Source organism: Nonomuraea maritima (assembly GCF_900100395.1).
Taxonomy (GTDB): Bacteria; Actinomycetota; Actinomycetes; order Streptosporangiales; family Streptosporangiaceae; genus Nonomuraea; species Nonomuraea maritima.
Map to the genome: position 1 here is coordinate 29,752 of NZ_FNFB01000004.1, position 15,333 is coordinate 45,084.

Consider the following 15,333-nt stretch of genomic DNA (forward strand, 5'->3'; position numbering starts at 1 on the left):
ATGCGGTCATTCGTACGCAGCCGCGTCGTCCGGCGTGTGGCGGGGACGCTCGGCACCCTGTTCGGGGTTGCCGTGTTCGTCTTCGTCATGCTCCGGGCGATCCCCGGCAACCAGATCACCGCCAACCTCGGCACCGAGGCCGCCGCCCTGACGCCCGCCCAACAGCTGGCTTTGGAGCGTTACTACGGTCTCGACCAGCCACTCGTCACCCAGTTCTTCTCGTGGCTCGGCAACCTGTTCACCGGCAACTTCGGCTGGTCGGCGCGCGCCCAGCAGAGCGTGCTCGATCTGACGCTGCGGTCGCTGCCGGTGACGTTCGAGCTGGCGGTGTTCTCGATCGTGCTGGCGCTGCTCATCGGGGTGCCGCTCGGCATGCTGGCGGCGTCCAGGACGAACTCGGCGCGTGACGCGGCCGGGCAGGCGGTGAGCCTCGCGGGTCTGTCGATCCCCGCCTTCCTGCTGGCCACGACGCTGCTGTCGGTGTTCGCGGCGTCGTTCGGGTTCAACCCCAACGGGCAGGGCTTCGCCACCTTCCTCGACGACCCGCTGCTCAACCTGCAGCAGATGGTCCTGCCTTCCCTGGTGCTGGGCTTCGGCATCGCCGCCCCGATCCTGCGCACGACCCGCGCGGCGGTGCTGGAGGTGCGGGCCGACGACTTCGTGCGCACCGCGCGCGCCAAGGGCGTGCCGGAGCGGCGGCTGCAGGTGCGGCACGTGCTCGGCAACGCGCTCGTGCCCATCGTCACCATGACCGGCCTGCAGTTCGGCTACCTGCTCGGCGGGGCCGTCGTCGTCGAGCAGATCTTCTCCGTGCCCGGCATCGGGCGGCAGGTCCTGCTCGGCATCCAGCAGAAGGAGTACGCCGTCGTCCAGAGCACGGTGCTGGTAATCGCGCTCGCGTTCGTGCTGGTGAACCTGCTGACCGACACGCTCTACCGGATCATCGACCCGAGAGTGAGGGCGTCGTGACCGCCCTGCTGCGGCGCAGCCCGGCCGGGGCGGCGGGCGTCGTCATCCTCGTCGTCCTGGCGGTGCTGGCGGCGCTGTCGTACCTGGGGCTGCTGCCGTACGACCCGATCGCGCAGCAGCCGCCGTCGCGGTTCCTCGCCCCGTCGGGCGCGCACCTGTTCGGCACCGACCAGTTCGGCCGGGACGTGTTCTCCCGGGTGGCGGCCGGGGTCGGCAACTCGGCGCTCATCGCCGTGGTCGCGGTGGCGTTCGCGACCGTGGTCGGCACGCTGGGCGGCCTGGTGTCCGGCTTCTACCGCGGGATCGCCGACGGCGCGATCGGCGGGGTGACGAACGTGCTGTTCGCGTTCCCGCCGCTGCTGCTCGCCCTGTCGCTGGCGTCGGTGCTGGAACGTGACTGGTTCACCGTCGCGGTGGCCATCGCCGTCGTGTACGTGCCGATCTTCATCCGCGTGACGCGCGGCCCCGTGCTGTCGCTGCGCGAGATCGAGTACGTACGGGCGGCCGTCTCGACCGGCCAGAGCCGCTGGCAGATCATGCTGCGCCACGTCCTGCCCAACATCACCTCGATCATCGTCATCCAGGTGGCGCTGTCGCTGTCCTGGGCCGTGCTGACCGAGGCGTCGCTGAGCTTCCTGGGCCTCGGCACCCCGCCGCCCGCGCCCTCGCTGGGCTCCATGATCTTCGAGGCGCGCAGCCTCGTGTTCGTGGCCCCGTGGACGCTCATCGCGCCGGGCGCGGTCGTCGTGCTGCTGGTGGTGGGGCTCAACCTGCTCGGCGACGGCCTGCGCGACACACTCGACCCGCGAAACCGAGGGAATCGGTGAACCTCTCAGAACTGACGACCGAAGCGGCCGATCCACGTTTCGCCGGCATCGACTCCATGAGCGTGGCGGAACTGGCGGCGACCATGAACGCCGCCGACGCCTCGGTGCCCGGCGCGGTGGCCGCGGCGCTGCCGCGGATCACCGCGGCGATCGAGGCGAGCGCCGAACGCATGCTGCGCGGCGGCCGGCTCGTGTACGTGGGCGCCGGCACCCCAGGCAGACTCGGCGTGCTGGACGCCTCCGAGTGCCCGCCGACCTTCTCCACGCCGCCCGAACAGGTCTTCGCGATCATCGCGGGCGGCGAGAGCGCGATCGTCGCGCCCTGCGAGGGGGCCGAGGACGACGAGGAGGCAGGCGCCGCCGCCGTGGACGAGGCAGGCGTCGGGCCGCTGGACACCGTGGTGGGCATCGCCTCCAGCGGGCGGACGCCGTACGTGCTGGCCGCGGTGCGGCGGGCGCGTGAGCGCGGGTCGCTGACGGTGGGCCTGTCGTGCAACGCGGGGACGCCGCTGAGCGCGGCGGCCGAGCACGGCATCGAGGTGCTCGTGGGGCCCGAGGTGATCAGCGGCTCGACCCGCCTGAAGGCGGGCACGGCGCAGAAGCTCGTCCTCAACATGTTCTCGACGATCGTGATGGTGCGGCTCGGCAAGACGTACGGCAACCTCATGGTCGACGTCAGGGCCACCAACGGCAAGCTGCGTGAGCGGGCGGTGCGCATGGTGCGGACCATCACGGGCGCCGAGCGCGCAGAAGCGGTGGCGGCGCTGCAGGTCAACGGGTACTCCGTCAAGCAGGCGGTCGTCGCGCTGCGCTTCGGCCTGAGCCCGCAGGAGGCCGCCGGTCGGCTGGCCCGCGCGGGCGGCCGGCTGCGGGCGGCACTGGATGAGCGCACGATCGGGGAGCGGGCATGAAAGTACTCGGGATGATCTCCGGCACCTCGCACGACGGGATCGACGTGGCCGTGGTGGACTTCGAGCTCGTCGGGAGCAGGCTCGAAGGGCGTGTCGGTCACACGGCGAGCACGCCGTACCCCGGCGAGCTGCGCGCCCGGCTGGCCGCCGCGCTGCCGCCCGCGCCGACGACGCTGGCCGAGGTGTGCGAGCTCGACACGCTCATCGGGCAGACGTTCGCCGAGGCGGCCGCCGCCGCGATCGCCGCAGGCGGCCCCGTCGACCTGGTCGTCTCCCACGGCCAGACGGTCTACCACTGGGTGGAGGGCACGCACGCGCTCGGCACCCTGCAGATCGGCCAGCCCGCCTGGATCGCCGAGCGCACGGGCACGCCCGTGCTGTCGGACGTGCGGATCAGGGACATCACGGCGGGCGGGCACGGCGCGCCGCTGGTCTCGGTGCTCGACGGGCTGCTGCTCGGCGGGCTCGCGGGCGGGGCGGGCGCGCTCAACCTGGGCGGCATCGCCAACGTCACCGTCGTCCGCGACGGCGAGCTGTACGCCTACGACATCGGTCCTGCCAACGCCCTCATCGACGCGGTGGTGGTCGGACGTGGGCTGCACCCGCGCGGCTTCGACGAGGACGGCCGGATCGCCGCCTCAGGGCACGTGGACGCCCGCCTGCTGGAGGTGCTGCTGGACGAGCCGTACTACCGCCTCGCGCCGCCGAAGAGCACCGGCAAGGAGCTGTTCCACCTCGCCTACGTGGAGCAGGCGCTGGCCAGGGCCGGGGTCACGCCCGGCGACGCCGACCTGGTGGCCACGCTGACCGAACTGACCGTGCGCACGGTCGCCGCCGACGTGCGGGCCGCCGGGGTCGGCACGCTGGTGGTGTCGGGCGGTGGCTGCCGCAACCCCGTGATCATGGACGGGCTGCGCCGCGCGCTGCCGGGCGTCGAGGTGGGGCCGTCCGACGACCACGGCGCGCCCTCCGACGACAAGGAGGCGATCGCGTTCGCCCTGATCGGCTGGCTCAGCGCGCACGGCCTGCCGGGAACCGTCCCCGGCGGGACGGGCGCCCGCGCCGGGCGCGTCCTCGGCACCCTGACGCCCGGCGCCGGGCCGCTGGTGCTGCCCGCGCCGCTCGCCGAGCCGCCCCGATCGCTGGTGCTGCACCGATGAGCACGGACATGCCCCCGGGCCTGGTCATGGCGGCCCGTACGCCGTGGTTCGACCTCACCGAGTGCACCGGCCACCGCACGCTCACGTGGGAGGACGGCGAACCGGCCGGGCTCGCGCCGATGACCCTCGACACCTACCACGACCTCGCCTCGGTCACGAAGGTCCTCGCGACCACCACGATGCTCATCCGGCTGGTGTCGGAGCGGCTGGTGGATCTGGACGCACCGCTGAGCGCGTACCTGCACCGGTCGTACGAGGCCATCACCGTACGCGACCTGCTGCTGCACCGCGGCGGGCTCTGGGAGTGGTGGCCGCTGTACGTCCAGCCGTCGTTCCCGCCGCCCCGCTACCGTCCCGGCCGGGCCCGGCACTACTCCGACCTGGGCTTCATCCTGCTCGGGCAGATCGTCTCCGCGGTGGCCGGGCAGCGGCTCGACCGCGCGCTGGCCGAGCTGGTGACCCGGCCGCTCGGCCTCACCTCCACGACGTACGCCGGGCCGGCCGGCGCGGAGGTCGCCATGAGCGCCCTGGACGACCGGGTCGAGATGACCATGCTCGACACCGGCAGGCCGTACCCGGTGCCGTACCGCAGCACCGACTTCGCCGGCTGGCGGCGCGCTCCGGTGCTGGGCGAGGTGGCCGACGGCAACGCCCACCACGTCTACGGCGGCGTCAGCGGGCACGCGGGCCTGTTCTCGACCGTGCCCGACCTGCTGAAGTACGCCGTCGCGCTGTCCCGCTACGAGGAGTACGACCACCTGTGGCGGCCCGAGGTCGTCCGGGAGTTCCTGGAGCCTGGCCCCGACCCGGAGCAGGCGCTCGGCTTCCGCCGCTACGCGCTCGAACTGCCCGGCGAGACGGTCACCGTGCTCGGCCACCCCGGCTACGTGGGCTGCGCGGTCGGGTTCGTGCCGGGCCGCGACATCGCGCTGGCCCTCGCCTCCAACCGGCTCCTCGTCGAGGGGCAGCCGACTCCGACCGAAGAGCTCTGGAACGGCCTGCTGCAGGCCACCGCACAACGAGCGGAGACCGCATGACGCCGCTGCTGCAGATCCGCGACCTGTCCGTCGCCTTCCGCACCCGCAAGCAGGACGTGACCGTCGTCAAGAACGTCTCGATGGAGATCCTCGCGGGCCAGACCGTCGCCGTGGTGGGCGAGTCGGGCTCCGGCAAGTCGACCACGGCCGCCGCCGTCAACCGGCTGCTGCCCGACAACGGCCGCATCACCGGCGGGCAGGTCCTGTTCGAGGGGCGCGACCTCGCGACGGCGAGCAGGAAGGAGATGACCGCGATCCGCGGCGCGGGCATCGGCCTGGTGCCGCAGGACCCGATGTCGAACCTCAACCCGCTCATGCGCATCGGCGACCAGATCGCCGAGGCGCTGGAGGTGCACGGCGTCGCCACCGGCAAGGCGGCCCAGGCCCGCGCGGTGGAGCTGCTCGACATGGTGGGCATCCCAGAACCGGCGCGCCGGGCCGCGCAGTACCCGCACGAGTTCTCCGGCGGCATGCGGCAGCGGGCGCTGATCGCGATGGGCCTCGCCTGCCGGCCGCGGCTGCTCATCGCCGACGAGCCGACCTCCGCACTCGACGTGACCGTCCAGCGGCGCATCCTCGACCAGCTCGGACGGCTCACCGCGGAGATGGGAACGGCGGTCCTGCTCATCACGCACGACCTGGCGCTCGCGGCCGAACGCGCCGACACGGTGGCCGTGATGTACCAGGGGGAGATCGTGGAGACCGGACCGGCGGCGGGCATCCTCGCCGAGCCCGGTCACGACTACACGCGGCGGCTGCTGAAGGCGGTGCCGAGCCTCGCCTCCGCCCGCGTCCCCGAGCCGCCCCGCGACGCTCCCGACCTGGTCGTGGTGGAGAACCTGCGCAAGGTGTTCCCTGCCAGGGGCTCGGGCGAGGAGTTCACCGCGGTGGACGACGTGTCCTTCACCATCCCGCGCGGGCACACCGTCTCGATCGTGGGCGAGTCGGGCTCGGGCAAGTCGACCACCGCCAACCTGGTGCTCGGTTTGGACGAGCCGACCTCGGGCGCCATCCGCTTCGACGGCACCGACCTGGCCGGGCTGCGGCGGCGCGAGCTGTTCGCGTTCCGCCGGCGGGTGCAGCCGGTCTTCCAGAACCCGTACGCCTCGCTCGACCCCCGCTACACGGTCGAGAAGTCGATCACCGAGCCGCTGCGCGTGCACCGCGTCGGCACGGCCGCGGAACGCAGGAAGACGGCGGCGGAGCTGCTGGAGAAGGTGTCGCTGCCGGCGTCCATGGGCGAGCGGCTGCCGCACGAGCTGTCCGGCGGGCAGCGCCAGCGGGTGGCCATCGCGCGAGCCCTCGCCCTGTCCCCCGACCTCGTGGTCCTGGACGAGGCCGTCTCCGCGCTGGACGTGCTGGTGCAGGCACAGATCCTCGACCTGCTGGCCGAACTGCAGCGCGAGCTCGGCCTCAGCTACCTGTTCATCAGCCACGACCTGGCCGTGGTGCGGATGATCTCGCACGCCGTGCACGTCATGCACGAGGGCACGATCGTGGAGAGCGGCACGACCGAGGAGATCTTCGACCACCCGCGCGACGACTACACCCGCGAACTGCTCGCCGCCATCCCCGGGCGCGCCGCATCCCGCTGACGCGGACCGTTGGCGGCCGGTCCCCTGAGGATTACAGTGGGCGGTCTGGTGACTCCTCCGCTGAGCGGCTTCTCGCCAAGCCGCTTCCGCAGCCCGGCGAAGGGCAAGCCCTGCCCTCAAGATGTTGACCGCCGCGTTCACGTCGGCGTGCGCGGCATGCCCGCACGCCGTACAGGCGAACTCGGCCTGGGTGAGACGGTTCTCCTTTGCCACGTGCCCGCACCGGGCGCAGGTGCGGGAGGTGTTGGCGGGGTTCACCGCGATCAGCTCTCGACCGGCGCTTTCAGCCTTGTGCGCGAGAACCGTCAGGAACACCCCCCAACCCGCGTCGAGGATGCTTCGGTTGAGCGCGGACTTGGCAGCGACGTTCCGTCCGGGCTGCTCGATCGTGCCCGCAGCGGAGCGGGTCATGTTCGCGATCCGCAGGTCCTCGTGCACGATCACGTCGTGGTCGCGGACCAGCGCGTTCGCCGTCCTGTGTGCGTGATCGAGTCGCTGGCGGCGGACCTTGCCGTGCAATGCGGCGATCCGTGCCACCTCCTTGCGACGGCGTTTGGACCCGCGCTTCTTGCGGGCGAGGCTCCGTTGCGCGGCGGCGAGGCGATCAGCGGTCGCGGCGAGGTGACGCGAGTTGGCCACGTGCGAACCGTCCGACGTCGTGACAAGCGAGGCCACACCCATATCCAGGCCGACCACAGCGCCCGTGGCGGGAAGCGGCTCGGCGGGCACGCCGTCACAGGAGAGGATCACATACCAGCGGGAGCCTTCCCGCCGCACGCTGATCGTCTTGACGGTGCCAGGCACGCGGCGGTGCTGGTGCACGCGGACATGCCCGATGCCCTGCAACCGCACGAACGTCGCGGTGGGGTGCTCGGGCTGGGAGTCCCATCGGCAGCCGTCACCGTCCTTCGGCCACTCGACCGTGTCGAACCAGCCCCGGCCCTTGAAACGGGGGAAGCCGGGCCTACGACCCTCGCGGACCCGCTCGAAGAACCAGGTGAACGCCTTGTCCAGGCGGCGCAGGGTGGCCTGTCGGGAGGAGAACGACCAACGCGACTGCCCGTCCGGGTCATCAGCACGGATGTGCTTCGACTCGCCCGACTGATCGCCGTACCGGACCGTCACGCCTGCCTTGCGGTAGGCGGTGCGGCGGTGCTCCGAAGCGGCGTTGTAGAGCTGACGGTGGTCTTCCAGGCACGCGGCGAGTGCAGCGGCCTGCTTGGCGGTGGGTCGCAGGAGGAACTTGAACGACCTAACGCACGGTCACCGCCCTTGGACGGCCGCTCGTCCTGCGTCTCGATGTAGCGCTGGACCGTCTCGGCGGACACGGCGCCAACCGTGGCCACGAAAGAGGACCGTGACCACAGTGTGGGCAGTTGGGAGCGCAGGTGGTGGGAAGTGAAGCCTTGAACTGGTTGGCCACGTACGACGGCGAGTTCTTCGGGTGGGGCTTGACGAACAGGTGCACGTGGTCGGGCATCACCTCAAGCGCCACGATCTCCCCGCCCGTGCTCGTCGGCCTTGGCGCGGATCAGCTCCTGCAGGCGGTCCTTCACCCGGCCGCCGAGGACCGGACCGCGGTACTTCGGGCACCACACCACCTGGTATCCGAGGTCGTAGGCCGCGCCCGGGGACGTGCGCACCTGACGAGTCACACGATCACTATGACAGCGCCATCCATCTGACGCGCGATGAACGGAGATCTCCGATGCGCGGACCTGACAGGTCACTGCACGCTCGGGCCTTGACGGCCCTCCCGCTCCCGATTCCCCTGTCACCTCAAGGCGACGGTCCCCTCGGGAGGATCTGATGGACTCAGGAGTGCTCGACGTACCCGGCGCGCGGCTCTACTTCGAGGTGCGCGGAACCGGTCCGGTGCTGCTCACGATCATCGGCGGCGGCTCCGACGCCGCGATGGCCGCCCCGCTGGCCGAGGCGCTGTCCGGCCGCCACACCGTCATCACCTACGACCGCCGCGGCGCCACCCGCAGCCCGCTCACAGGGCCGCCCGGGCAGCAGCGGGTCGAGGAGCACACCAGCGACGCGCTCCGGCTGCTGGAGGCCACGGGTCCCGGCCCGGCCGACGTGTTCGCCACCCATTCGGGGGCGCTGATCGGCCTCGACCTGCTGGCCCGCCATCCCGGGCGGGTGCGGCGGCTGGTGGCGCACGAGCCGCCCGCCTTCGCGCTGCTGCCCGACGCGGCGAGCTGGCAGCGGCTGGCGCGCGACCTGCTCGACGTGCACGCCCGCGCGGGCGTCGGCGCGGCGCTGCGCGCGCTCGGCGAGGCGACCGGCGTCCCGCCGCCGCCCGGGCCCGATCCCGCGCTGCCGTCGTGGGTGCGCGCGATGCTCACCCGGATGGCCGCCAACCTGGAGTCGAGCCTGCTGCATGAGCTGGGCCCGTTCAGCGCGTACGTCCCCGACGCGGCGGCGCTGCTGGGCGCGCCGGTCGTCGTCGCGTACGGCGCGGGCACCCGCGGCCGCCCCCTGCACCGCACCACTCTCGCCGTCGCCGCCGCACTCGGCACGAGCGCCGTCGAGCTGCCCGGCGACCACGTCGGCTACCTGCGCAGCCCGGCCGAGTTCGGCGACGCCCTCCACCGGCTCCTGACAGAGACATTGACCGCCTAGATCAAGAAGACTTACGTTCGCGGTGACCCAAGGAAACAAGGGGAGGCCGTGATGAAACGCAGGCTGGCCGGTTCCCTCCTGTTGCTGGCGGCGATCGCCGGCTGCGGCGCCGGCGCCTCACAGGAGAACTCCGGCGGCAAGGAACTCGAAGTCCTCTACCGGGTGGATGTGACGTGGCCGCATCTGGAGAAGATGCTCGGCAACGCGAAGAAGCAGTACGAGGCCGCCCACCCCGGCGTGACGATCCAGCTGACCGCGGTGCAGGGCACCCCGGAGGCGTACTACACCAAACTGGCGCTGCTCAACCGCTCCCCCGACTCCGCGCCCGACCTCTACTACCACGACACGTTCCAGGTGAACGCGGACGTCGCGGCGGGCAAGCTCGCCCCGCTCGACGAGCATCTCGCCACCTGGCCCGACTGGGACACCCAGTTCCCCGACTCGGTCAAGGCTGCCGCGAGAGGCACCGACGGCCGGATCTACGGCGTCCCGATCAGCACCGACACGCGCGGCCTGTGGTACCAGAAGGAGGTCTTCGCCAAGGCGGGCCTGGCCGTGCCGTGGCAGCCGAAGACCTGGGACGACGTCCTGACCGCGGCCCGCACGATCAAGCAGCGGGTCCCCGGGGTGGTCCCGTTCAGCATGTACTCCACGAAGATCCACGGCGAGGCCACCACCATGCAGGGCTTCGAGATGCTCCTGTACGGCACCCCCGGCGGCACCCTGTACGACGACACCCAGCAGAAGTGGGTGGCCGGCGGCAGGAACTTCACCGACGCCCTCGCCTTCGTCAACACGATCTACCGGGAGGAACTCGGTCCCCGGCAGGCCGACGCGCAGAACCCCAAGCTCGCCGACAAGGTCAACATGGACTGGTTCCCCGCGGCGAAGCTCGGCATCTCGCTCGACGGCGCGTGGACCGCGGCGGCCTGGAAGCCGACCAGCACGAAACCGTGGCCGGAGTGGACGGACAAGATCGGCTGGGCGGCGATGCCCACGCAGAACGGCCAGGAGCCCGGTTCGGTCAGCATGTCGGGCGGCTGGGTCATGGCGATGAGCGCCTACACCCCGCACAAGAAGGAGGCGTTCGACTTCATCACGGTGGCCACGAACAAGGAGAACTCGATGGCGTACTCGGTGGGCACGGGCGACCTCGCCCCCCGCAGGGACGTCGCCGCCGACCCTGCCTACAGCGCCGACAACCCGAGCGTGCAGTTCTTCACCGAACTGGCCGCCGTGACGCACTACCGGCCGGCGTACGAGGCCTATCCGAAGGTGTCGGCGCAGATCCAGGAGGCCATGGAGGCCATCACGACCGGTTCGAGAACACCTGAGGAGGCCACCGCCGCCTACGCCAGGTCGCTGCCCGCGGCCGTCGGGGGCGCCGACAAGGTCCTCGGTCCATGACGATCGCCACGGCGCCGTCCCCGCCCGCGACGCAGGCGCCCTCGGGCGGCCCGTCGCGGCGCGGGGCGCTGCGCCGGCTCCTGCCCCTGGTTCCCTCGTTCGTCCTGCTGGCGCTCTTCCTCGCGGGGCCCATCCTGTGGAGCGTCTACGTCGCCTTCACCAACGAGACGCTGACGGGCTCGGCCTCGGTGAACTCGACGTTCGTGGGCCTCGACAACTTCGTCCGGATGTTCGGCGACCCGAACTTCCTCAACTCCTTCCTGCTCACGTTCGTCTTCGTCATCGGCTCGGCCGTCATCGGGCAGAACACGCTCGGCCTGGTCATCGCGCTCCTGCAGCGGGGGCGCGGGCGGCTGCTCCGCAGCGTGGTCAACGGGGTGGTCATCGCCGCGTGGGTCATGCCCGAGATCGTGGCCGCCGCCTGCTGGTTCTCGTTCCTCGCCGAGGACGGGACCCTCAACACGGTGCTCGGCATCTCACAGGAGTGGCTCTACACGGCGCCCATGGTCGCGGTCATCCTCGCCAACGTGTGGCGCGGCACGGCGTTCTCGATGCTGGTGTACTCGGCGGCGCTGTCGGAGGTGCCCGCCGACCTGGTGGAGGCCGCCGCCGTCGACGGTGCCGGTCCGCTGCGCCGCCTCGTGCACGTCACGCTCCCCCTGATCCGCCGGTCGATCATGGCCAACCTCATGCTGATCACCTTGCAGACGCTCGCGAGCTTCGGCCTCATCTACGCCCTGACCGGCGGCGGTCCCGGCACCGCGAGCCAGACCACCCCGCTCTACATGTACGAGCAGGCGTTCCGCTACTTCGAGATCGGCTACGGCTCGGCCATCGCCCTGGTGCTGCTGGTGATCGGCGCGCTGTTCTCGCTGGTCTACCTGCGCCTGATCAAGGTGGAGGACGCATGACCCGGCACGCCGCCCGGACGGCCGCCACGCTCGCCCTGCTGCTCATCGCGGTGGCGTTCGCGGGGCCGTTCCTGTGGGTGCTGCTCGCGTCGGTGCAGCCGGAGGCCACCCTGGCCGCCGCGCCGGCGCTCACCTTCTCCCTGGACAACTTCCGGGCCGTGCTGACCTGGGAGACGATCATCCTGCCGCTGATCAACTCGATCGTGATCTCGGGCTCGACCGCGATCCTGACGGTCGTGGTGGCGGGGCTGGCGGCGTACCCGCTATCGCGTTACCAGCTGCGCTTCCGCCGTCCGTTCATGCTGACCCTGCTGTTCACGACGGGCCTGCCGGTGACCGCCGTCCTCGTGCCGGTCTACGCGATGTTCTTCCGCTTCAACCTGTACGGCTCGGTGCCGGCGATGGTGCTGTTCCTGACGGCGAGCTCGCTGCCGTTCTCGATCTGGATGATGAAGAACTTCATGGACGGGGTGCCGGTCAGCCTCGAGGAGGCCGCCTGGGTCGACGGGGCCGGGTGGTTCCAGTCGCTGCGGGCGGTCGTGGGGCCGCTGATGGCGCCGGGCATCGCGGTGGTGGCGATCTTCGTCTTCGTCGGCCAGTGGGGCAACTTCTTCGCCCCGTTCGTCCTGCTCGACGCTCCAGAGAAGCAGCCCGCCGCCGTCACCGTCTACACCTTCTTCTCCCAGTACGGCCAGGTCGCCTACGGCCAACTGGCCGCCTTCTCGATCCTCTACACGGCCCCCGCGGTCGTCCTGTACGTGGCCGTCAACAAGTACCTCGCCGGCTCCTTCAGCTTCGCCGGCTCCGTCAAGGGCTGAACACCCACCGCACCCCACCCAAGAGACGCCGCACCACGAACCGCCTGTTCCTCCAAGAGGCGCCGCACCACGCGCTTCACAGAGATAGTTGAAAGGCGTACCGTCAGGACATGGCAGCAACTCCCGACACGGTGCACTGGCGTGGCGTGCACCACCTCGCCCTGGTGACCGCGGACATGGACGCCACCGTGCGCTTCTGGCACGGGGTGCTCGACGCCCGCCTCGTCGCCACCCTCGCCCTCCCCGCCTTCCGGCACTACTTCTTCGACATCGGCGAGGGCAGCACGATCGCCTTCTTCGAGTACACCGACCAGTCCATCGACAGCTTCGCCAAGCCGGCCGGGGTGCCGTACGCGAAGGCGGCCCAGTTCGACCACCTGTCGATGCACCTGCCCGACGAGGACGCGCTGCTCCGGCTGCGCGACCGGCTCAAGGAGCACGGCTGCGAGGTGACCGACGTCATCGACCACGGCTTCCTGCGCTCGATCTACTTCAGCGACCCGAACGGCATCGCGATGGAGGCGTCCTGGTGGACGCTCGACCCGACGGGCAGGCCGGCCGACCACTCCGACGGGCGGCTGTTCGCCGACCCCGACCCCGTGCCCGCCGTACGCGAGCTGCGCGACGAGGGCCGCCTGCGCCACACGGTGGCGACCCGCCTGGTGGACGGCGTCATCGAGGACCTCCGCCGCGAGGGCATCACCCTGGAACGCTGACCTGACCTGAGGACGGGCCCGGGGAGTGCCGTCCCCGGGCCCGTCCTCCGTTTCACCTGCTCTAGCGCGACGTACCTACCGGTCGGTACTGTGAATTCCGGAATAATCGTCCACAGCGGGAGTTCTGCGCATGTCTCTTACGCACGCCCAGGTCCAAGCCCAGCTCACCGGACCCGGCCAGCTGTTCGAGATAGAAGAGATCGGTGATACCGGCGTACGGACATGGAAGAACGCGCCGGCGAGCTTCCGCACGTTGCTGGAGCTGAGCCGTTTCCACGGCGACAAGGTCTTCCTCGTCTACGAGGACGAGCACATCACGTTCGAGGACCATTTCCGCCGCGCCGCCACCCTCGCCAACCGCCTGGTCGAGGAGTACGGCGTGACCAAGGGCGACCGCGTCGCCATCGCCATGCGCAACTACCCGGAATGGGCGGTCTCGTTCTCCGCCGTGCTGGCCGCCGGCGCCATCGCCGTCCCCCTCAACGCCTGGTGGACGGAGGCCGAGCTGGCCTACGGCGTGAGCGACTCCGGCGCCAAGGTACTCATCGCGGACGGCGAGCGCGCGCTCCGGCTGGCCTCGACCGGGGTGCCGCTGATCGTCACGCGCGGCGAGCTTCCCGAGGGCGCCCGCGCCTTCACCGACGTCATCGGCGAGCCGACGGCCGACGTGACGCTGCCCGACGTCACCCTCTCCCCCGACGACCCGGCCACGATCTTCTACACCTCCGGCACGACCGGCCGCTCCAAGGGCGCGCTCGGCAGCCACCGCAACATCGGCCAGGCCCCCATGACCGTGGCGTACGGGCTCGCGCGGGCGAGCGCCGTCGCCGGCCGCGACTTCGCGACGGCCGCGGCGGTCCGCCGGATCACGCTGCTGACCGTCCCGCTGTTCCACGTCACCGGCTGCTTCTCCGCCTTCATCACCACGCTGTTCAGCGGCGGCGGGCTCGTGCTCATGTACAAGTGGGACCCCGAGCAGGCCCTGCGCCTGATCGAGCGGGAGCGGGTCACCGCGATGATCGGCGTCCCGACCAACGCCTGGCAGCTCATGTCGCACCCCGACTTCGGCAAGTACGACCTGTCGTCGCTGAGCACCCTCGGCTACGGCGGCGCCCCCGCCCCGCCCAAGCTGCTGGAGCGCATCACCCAGAACCTGCCGAACCGCGCCCCCTCCAACGGCTACGGCATGACCGAGACGAGCGCGCTGGCCATCGGCAACGGCGGCGCCGACTACCAGGCCAAGCCCGACAGCATCGGCAAGCCGTCCCCGGTCGTCGACGTCCGCGTGATCGACCCCATGGGCGGCGACCTGCCCGCCGGGCAGGTCGGCGAGCTGTGCGTCCGCGGCCCCAACGTCATCCTCGGCTACTGGAACAAGCCCGATGCCACCGCGCAGACCTTCATCGACGGGTGGGTGCACACCGGCGACCTGGCGAAGATCGACGAGGAGGGCTTCGTCTACATCGTCGACCGGGCCAAGGACATGGTCATCAGAGGCGGCGAGAACGTCTACTGCGCCGAGGTGGAGGCGGCCTTGTTCGAGCATCCGGCGGTGGACGACGTCGCCGTCATCGGCGTGCCGCACGACGAGCTGGGCGAGGAGGTGGGCATGGTCGTCCGCCCGGCTCCCGGGCAGTCGATCACCCTGGAGGAACTGCAGACGTTCCTCGGCGACCGGATCGCCAAGTTCAAGATCCCGGTGCATCTGTGGGTCCGCGACACCGAGCTGCCCCGCAACCCCGGCGGCAAGATCCTGAAGACCCATCTCCGCAGGGAGATCCTGGGCGGCTGACCCGGCGGCCCGGCGGATGCTCCGCCGGGCCCTTACCTGCGGCGTAATCGCGGCGCCTATCCCTGGGCTGGCATCGTTCAGGAGTCACGAACGACGCCGGCAAAGGAGCCACCATGACCCTCGTCGAACAGTACGTCGCCGCCTGGAACGAGACCGACCCCACCGCCCGCGCCAAGGCCGTGGCCGAGCTGTGGACCGAGGACGCCACCTACACCGACCCGCTGGCCGACGTCGCCGGGCACGACGGCATCGCCGCCGTGATCGAGGGCGCCCAGAGCATGTTCCCCGGACTGGTCTTCACCCCCGGCGACCACTACGACGCCCACCACCACACCGCCCGTTTCACCTGGCACCTCGGCCCGGAGGGCGGCGACCCGGTCGCCGTCGGCTTCGACGTCGTCGAGCTGGCCGACGACGGCAGGATCCGCAAGGTGCTCGGCTTCCTCGACAAGGTCCCGTCCTGACCCGGCACGGCCCCCGGATCCCTCCGGGGGCCGTTCACCACCGAAAAGAGATTGCGCCGAAGGGCCCGCGACCCGACAATCGGACGTCGTGCACC

At 71.1% G+C, this 15,333-nt stretch carries 13 protein-coding genes and 2 pseudogenes; 13 read left to right on the forward strand and 2 right to left on the reverse strand.

The annotated features are described in order from the left end of the window. Genes BLR04_RS08930 through BLR04_RS08955 form a run of 6 tightly spaced genes read left to right on the forward strand, consistent with a single transcriptional unit; the run spans nucleotide 1 to nucleotide 6,499 of the window. Nucleotides 1-969, forward strand: coding sequence for an ABC transporter permease (locus BLR04_RS08930; RefSeq protein ID WP_090761657.1), 969 nt, complete (start codon nucleotides 1-3; stop codon nucleotides 967-969). Beyond that, nucleotides 966-1,796 (forward strand): ABC transporter permease, encoded by an 831-nt coding sequence (locus BLR04_RS08935; protein ID WP_245740123.1) that lies wholly within the window; start codon nucleotides 966-968, stop codon nucleotides 1,794-1,796. Before BLR04_RS08930 ends, BLR04_RS08935 begins: the two co-directional genes overlap by 4 nt. After that, nucleotides 1,793-2,707, forward strand: coding sequence for an N-acetylmuramic acid 6-phosphate etherase (murQ, locus tag BLR04_RS08940; protein ID WP_090761659.1), 915 nt, complete (start codon nucleotides 1,793-1,795; stop codon nucleotides 2,705-2,707). Before BLR04_RS08935 ends, murQ begins: the two co-directional genes overlap by 4 nt. Next, entirely contained in the window at nucleotides 2,704-3,867 is a 1,164-nt protein-coding gene (locus BLR04_RS08945; RefSeq protein ID WP_090761661.1) for an anhydro-N-acetylmuramic acid kinase, read from the forward strand. The genes murQ and BLR04_RS08945 overlap by 4 nt, the downstream gene beginning before the upstream one ends. Next, nucleotides 3,864-4,904, forward strand: coding sequence for a serine hydrolase domain-containing protein (locus BLR04_RS08950; RefSeq protein WP_090761663.1), 1,041 nt, complete (start codon nucleotides 3,864-3,866; stop codon nucleotides 4,902-4,904). Before BLR04_RS08945 ends, BLR04_RS08950 begins: the two co-directional genes overlap by 4 nt. Next, nucleotides 4,901-6,499 carry an ABC transporter ATP-binding protein gene (locus tag BLR04_RS08955; RefSeq protein WP_090761665.1) on the forward strand — a complete coding sequence of 533 codons (1,599 nt, stop codon included), beginning with the start codon at nucleotides 4,901-4,903 and terminating at the stop codon, nucleotides 6,497-6,499. The genes BLR04_RS08950 and BLR04_RS08955 overlap by 4 nt, the downstream gene beginning before the upstream one ends. Before the next feature lie 174 nt (nucleotides 6,500-6,673). Here BLR04_RS08955 and BLR04_RS08960 read toward each other — a convergent pair. Together BLR04_RS08960 and tnpA are read right to left on the reverse strand one after the other, a co-directional pair. Next, nucleotides 6,674-7,735: pseudogene (locus BLR04_RS08960) on the reverse strand (RNA-guided endonuclease InsQ/TnpB family protein); the annotation flags it as partial. A gap of 53 nt (nucleotides 7,736-7,788) precedes the next feature. Further along, nucleotides 7,789-8,142: pseudogene (tnpA, locus tag BLR04_RS08965) on the reverse strand (IS200/IS605 family transposase); the annotation flags it as partial. A 166-nt stretch (nucleotides 8,143-8,308) separates the two neighbouring features. Here tnpA and BLR04_RS08970 point away from each other — a divergent pair. The 7 genes from BLR04_RS08970 to BLR04_RS09000 all read left to right on the forward strand — a co-directional run bounded on the left by BLR04_RS08970 (nucleotide 8,309) and on the right by BLR04_RS09000 (nucleotide 15,238). Continuing rightward, the gene (locus BLR04_RS08970; protein WP_090761667.1) at nucleotides 8,309-9,130 is read left to right on the forward strand and encodes an alpha/beta fold hydrolase; all 822 of its coding nucleotides are present in this window, start codon (nucleotides 8,309-8,311) and stop codon (nucleotides 9,128-9,130) included. Between the two features lie 51 nt (nucleotides 9,131-9,181). Next, nucleotides 9,182-10,537 carry an extracellular solute-binding protein gene (locus BLR04_RS08975; protein WP_090761669.1) on the forward strand — a complete coding sequence of 452 codons (1,356 nt, stop codon included), beginning with the start codon at nucleotides 9,182-9,184 and terminating at the stop codon, nucleotides 10,535-10,537. Beyond that, nucleotides 10,534-11,448, forward strand: a complete 915-nt coding sequence (locus tag BLR04_RS08980; protein ID WP_090761671.1) for a carbohydrate ABC transporter permease — start codon at nucleotides 10,534-10,536, stop codon at nucleotides 11,446-11,448. Before BLR04_RS08975 ends, BLR04_RS08980 begins: the two co-directional genes overlap by 4 nt. Continuing rightward, nucleotides 11,445-12,266: a carbohydrate ABC transporter permease gene (locus BLR04_RS08985; RefSeq protein ID WP_090761673.1), complete on the forward strand. Its 822-nt coding sequence runs from the start codon at nucleotides 11,445-11,447 to the stop codon at nucleotides 12,264-12,266. The genes BLR04_RS08980 and BLR04_RS08985 overlap by 4 nt, the downstream gene beginning before the upstream one ends. 110 nt (nucleotides 12,267-12,376) lie before the next feature. Further along, nucleotides 12,377-12,982 (forward strand): VOC family protein, encoded by a 606-nt coding sequence (locus tag BLR04_RS08990; protein WP_090761675.1) that lies wholly within the window; start codon nucleotides 12,377-12,379, stop codon nucleotides 12,980-12,982. A gap of 130 nt (nucleotides 12,983-13,112) precedes the next feature. Continuing rightward, entirely contained in the window at nucleotides 13,113-14,774 is a 1,662-nt protein-coding gene (locus tag BLR04_RS08995) for a class I adenylate-forming enzyme family protein (protein ID WP_090761677.1), read from the forward strand. A gap of 113 nt (nucleotides 14,775-14,887) precedes the next feature. Further along, nucleotides 14,888-15,238, forward strand: coding sequence for a nuclear transport factor 2 family protein (locus BLR04_RS09000; RefSeq protein ID WP_090761679.1), 351 nt, complete (start codon nucleotides 14,888-14,890; stop codon nucleotides 15,236-15,238). Nucleotides 15,239-15,333 lie beyond the last annotated feature (95 nt).

Coding starts and splice junctions, on each gene's coding strand:
- BLR04_RS08975 (WP_090761669.1), top strand. CDS start 9,182: ATGAAACGCAGGCTGGCCGGTTCCCTCCTGTTGCTGGCGGCGATCGCC.
- BLR04_RS08950 (WP_090761663.1), top strand. CDS start 3,864: ATGAGCACGGACATGCCCCCGGGCCTGGTCATGGCGGCCCGTACGCCG.
- BLR04_RS08995 (WP_090761677.1), top strand. CDS start 13,113: ATGTCTCTTACGCACGCCCAGGTCCAAGCCCAGCTCACCGGACCCGGC.
- BLR04_RS08955 (WP_090761665.1), top strand. CDS start 4,901: ATGACGCCGCTGCTGCAGATCCGCGACCTGTCCGTCGCCTTCCGCACC.
- BLR04_RS08985 (WP_090761673.1), top strand. CDS start 11,445: ATGACCCGGCACGCCGCCCGGACGGCCGCCACGCTCGCCCTGCTGCTC.
- BLR04_RS08980 (WP_090761671.1), top strand. CDS start 10,534: ATGACGATCGCCACGGCGCCGTCCCCGCCCGCGACGCAGGCGCCCTCG.
- BLR04_RS09000 (WP_090761679.1), top strand. CDS start 14,888: ATGACCCTCGTCGAACAGTACGTCGCCGCCTGGAACGAGACCGACCCC.
- BLR04_RS08945 (WP_090761661.1), top strand. CDS start 2,704: ATGAAAGTACTCGGGATGATCTCCGGCACCTCGCACGACGGGATCGAC.
- BLR04_RS08970 (WP_090761667.1), top strand. CDS start 8,309: ATGGACTCAGGAGTGCTCGACGTACCCGGCGCGCGGCTCTACTTCGAG.
- BLR04_RS08930 (WP_090761657.1), top strand. CDS start 1: ATGCGGTCATTCGTACGCAGCCGCGTCGTCCGGCGTGTGGCGGGGACG.
- BLR04_RS08990 (WP_090761675.1), top strand. CDS start 12,377: ATGGCAGCAACTCCCGACACGGTGCACTGGCGTGGCGTGCACCACCTC.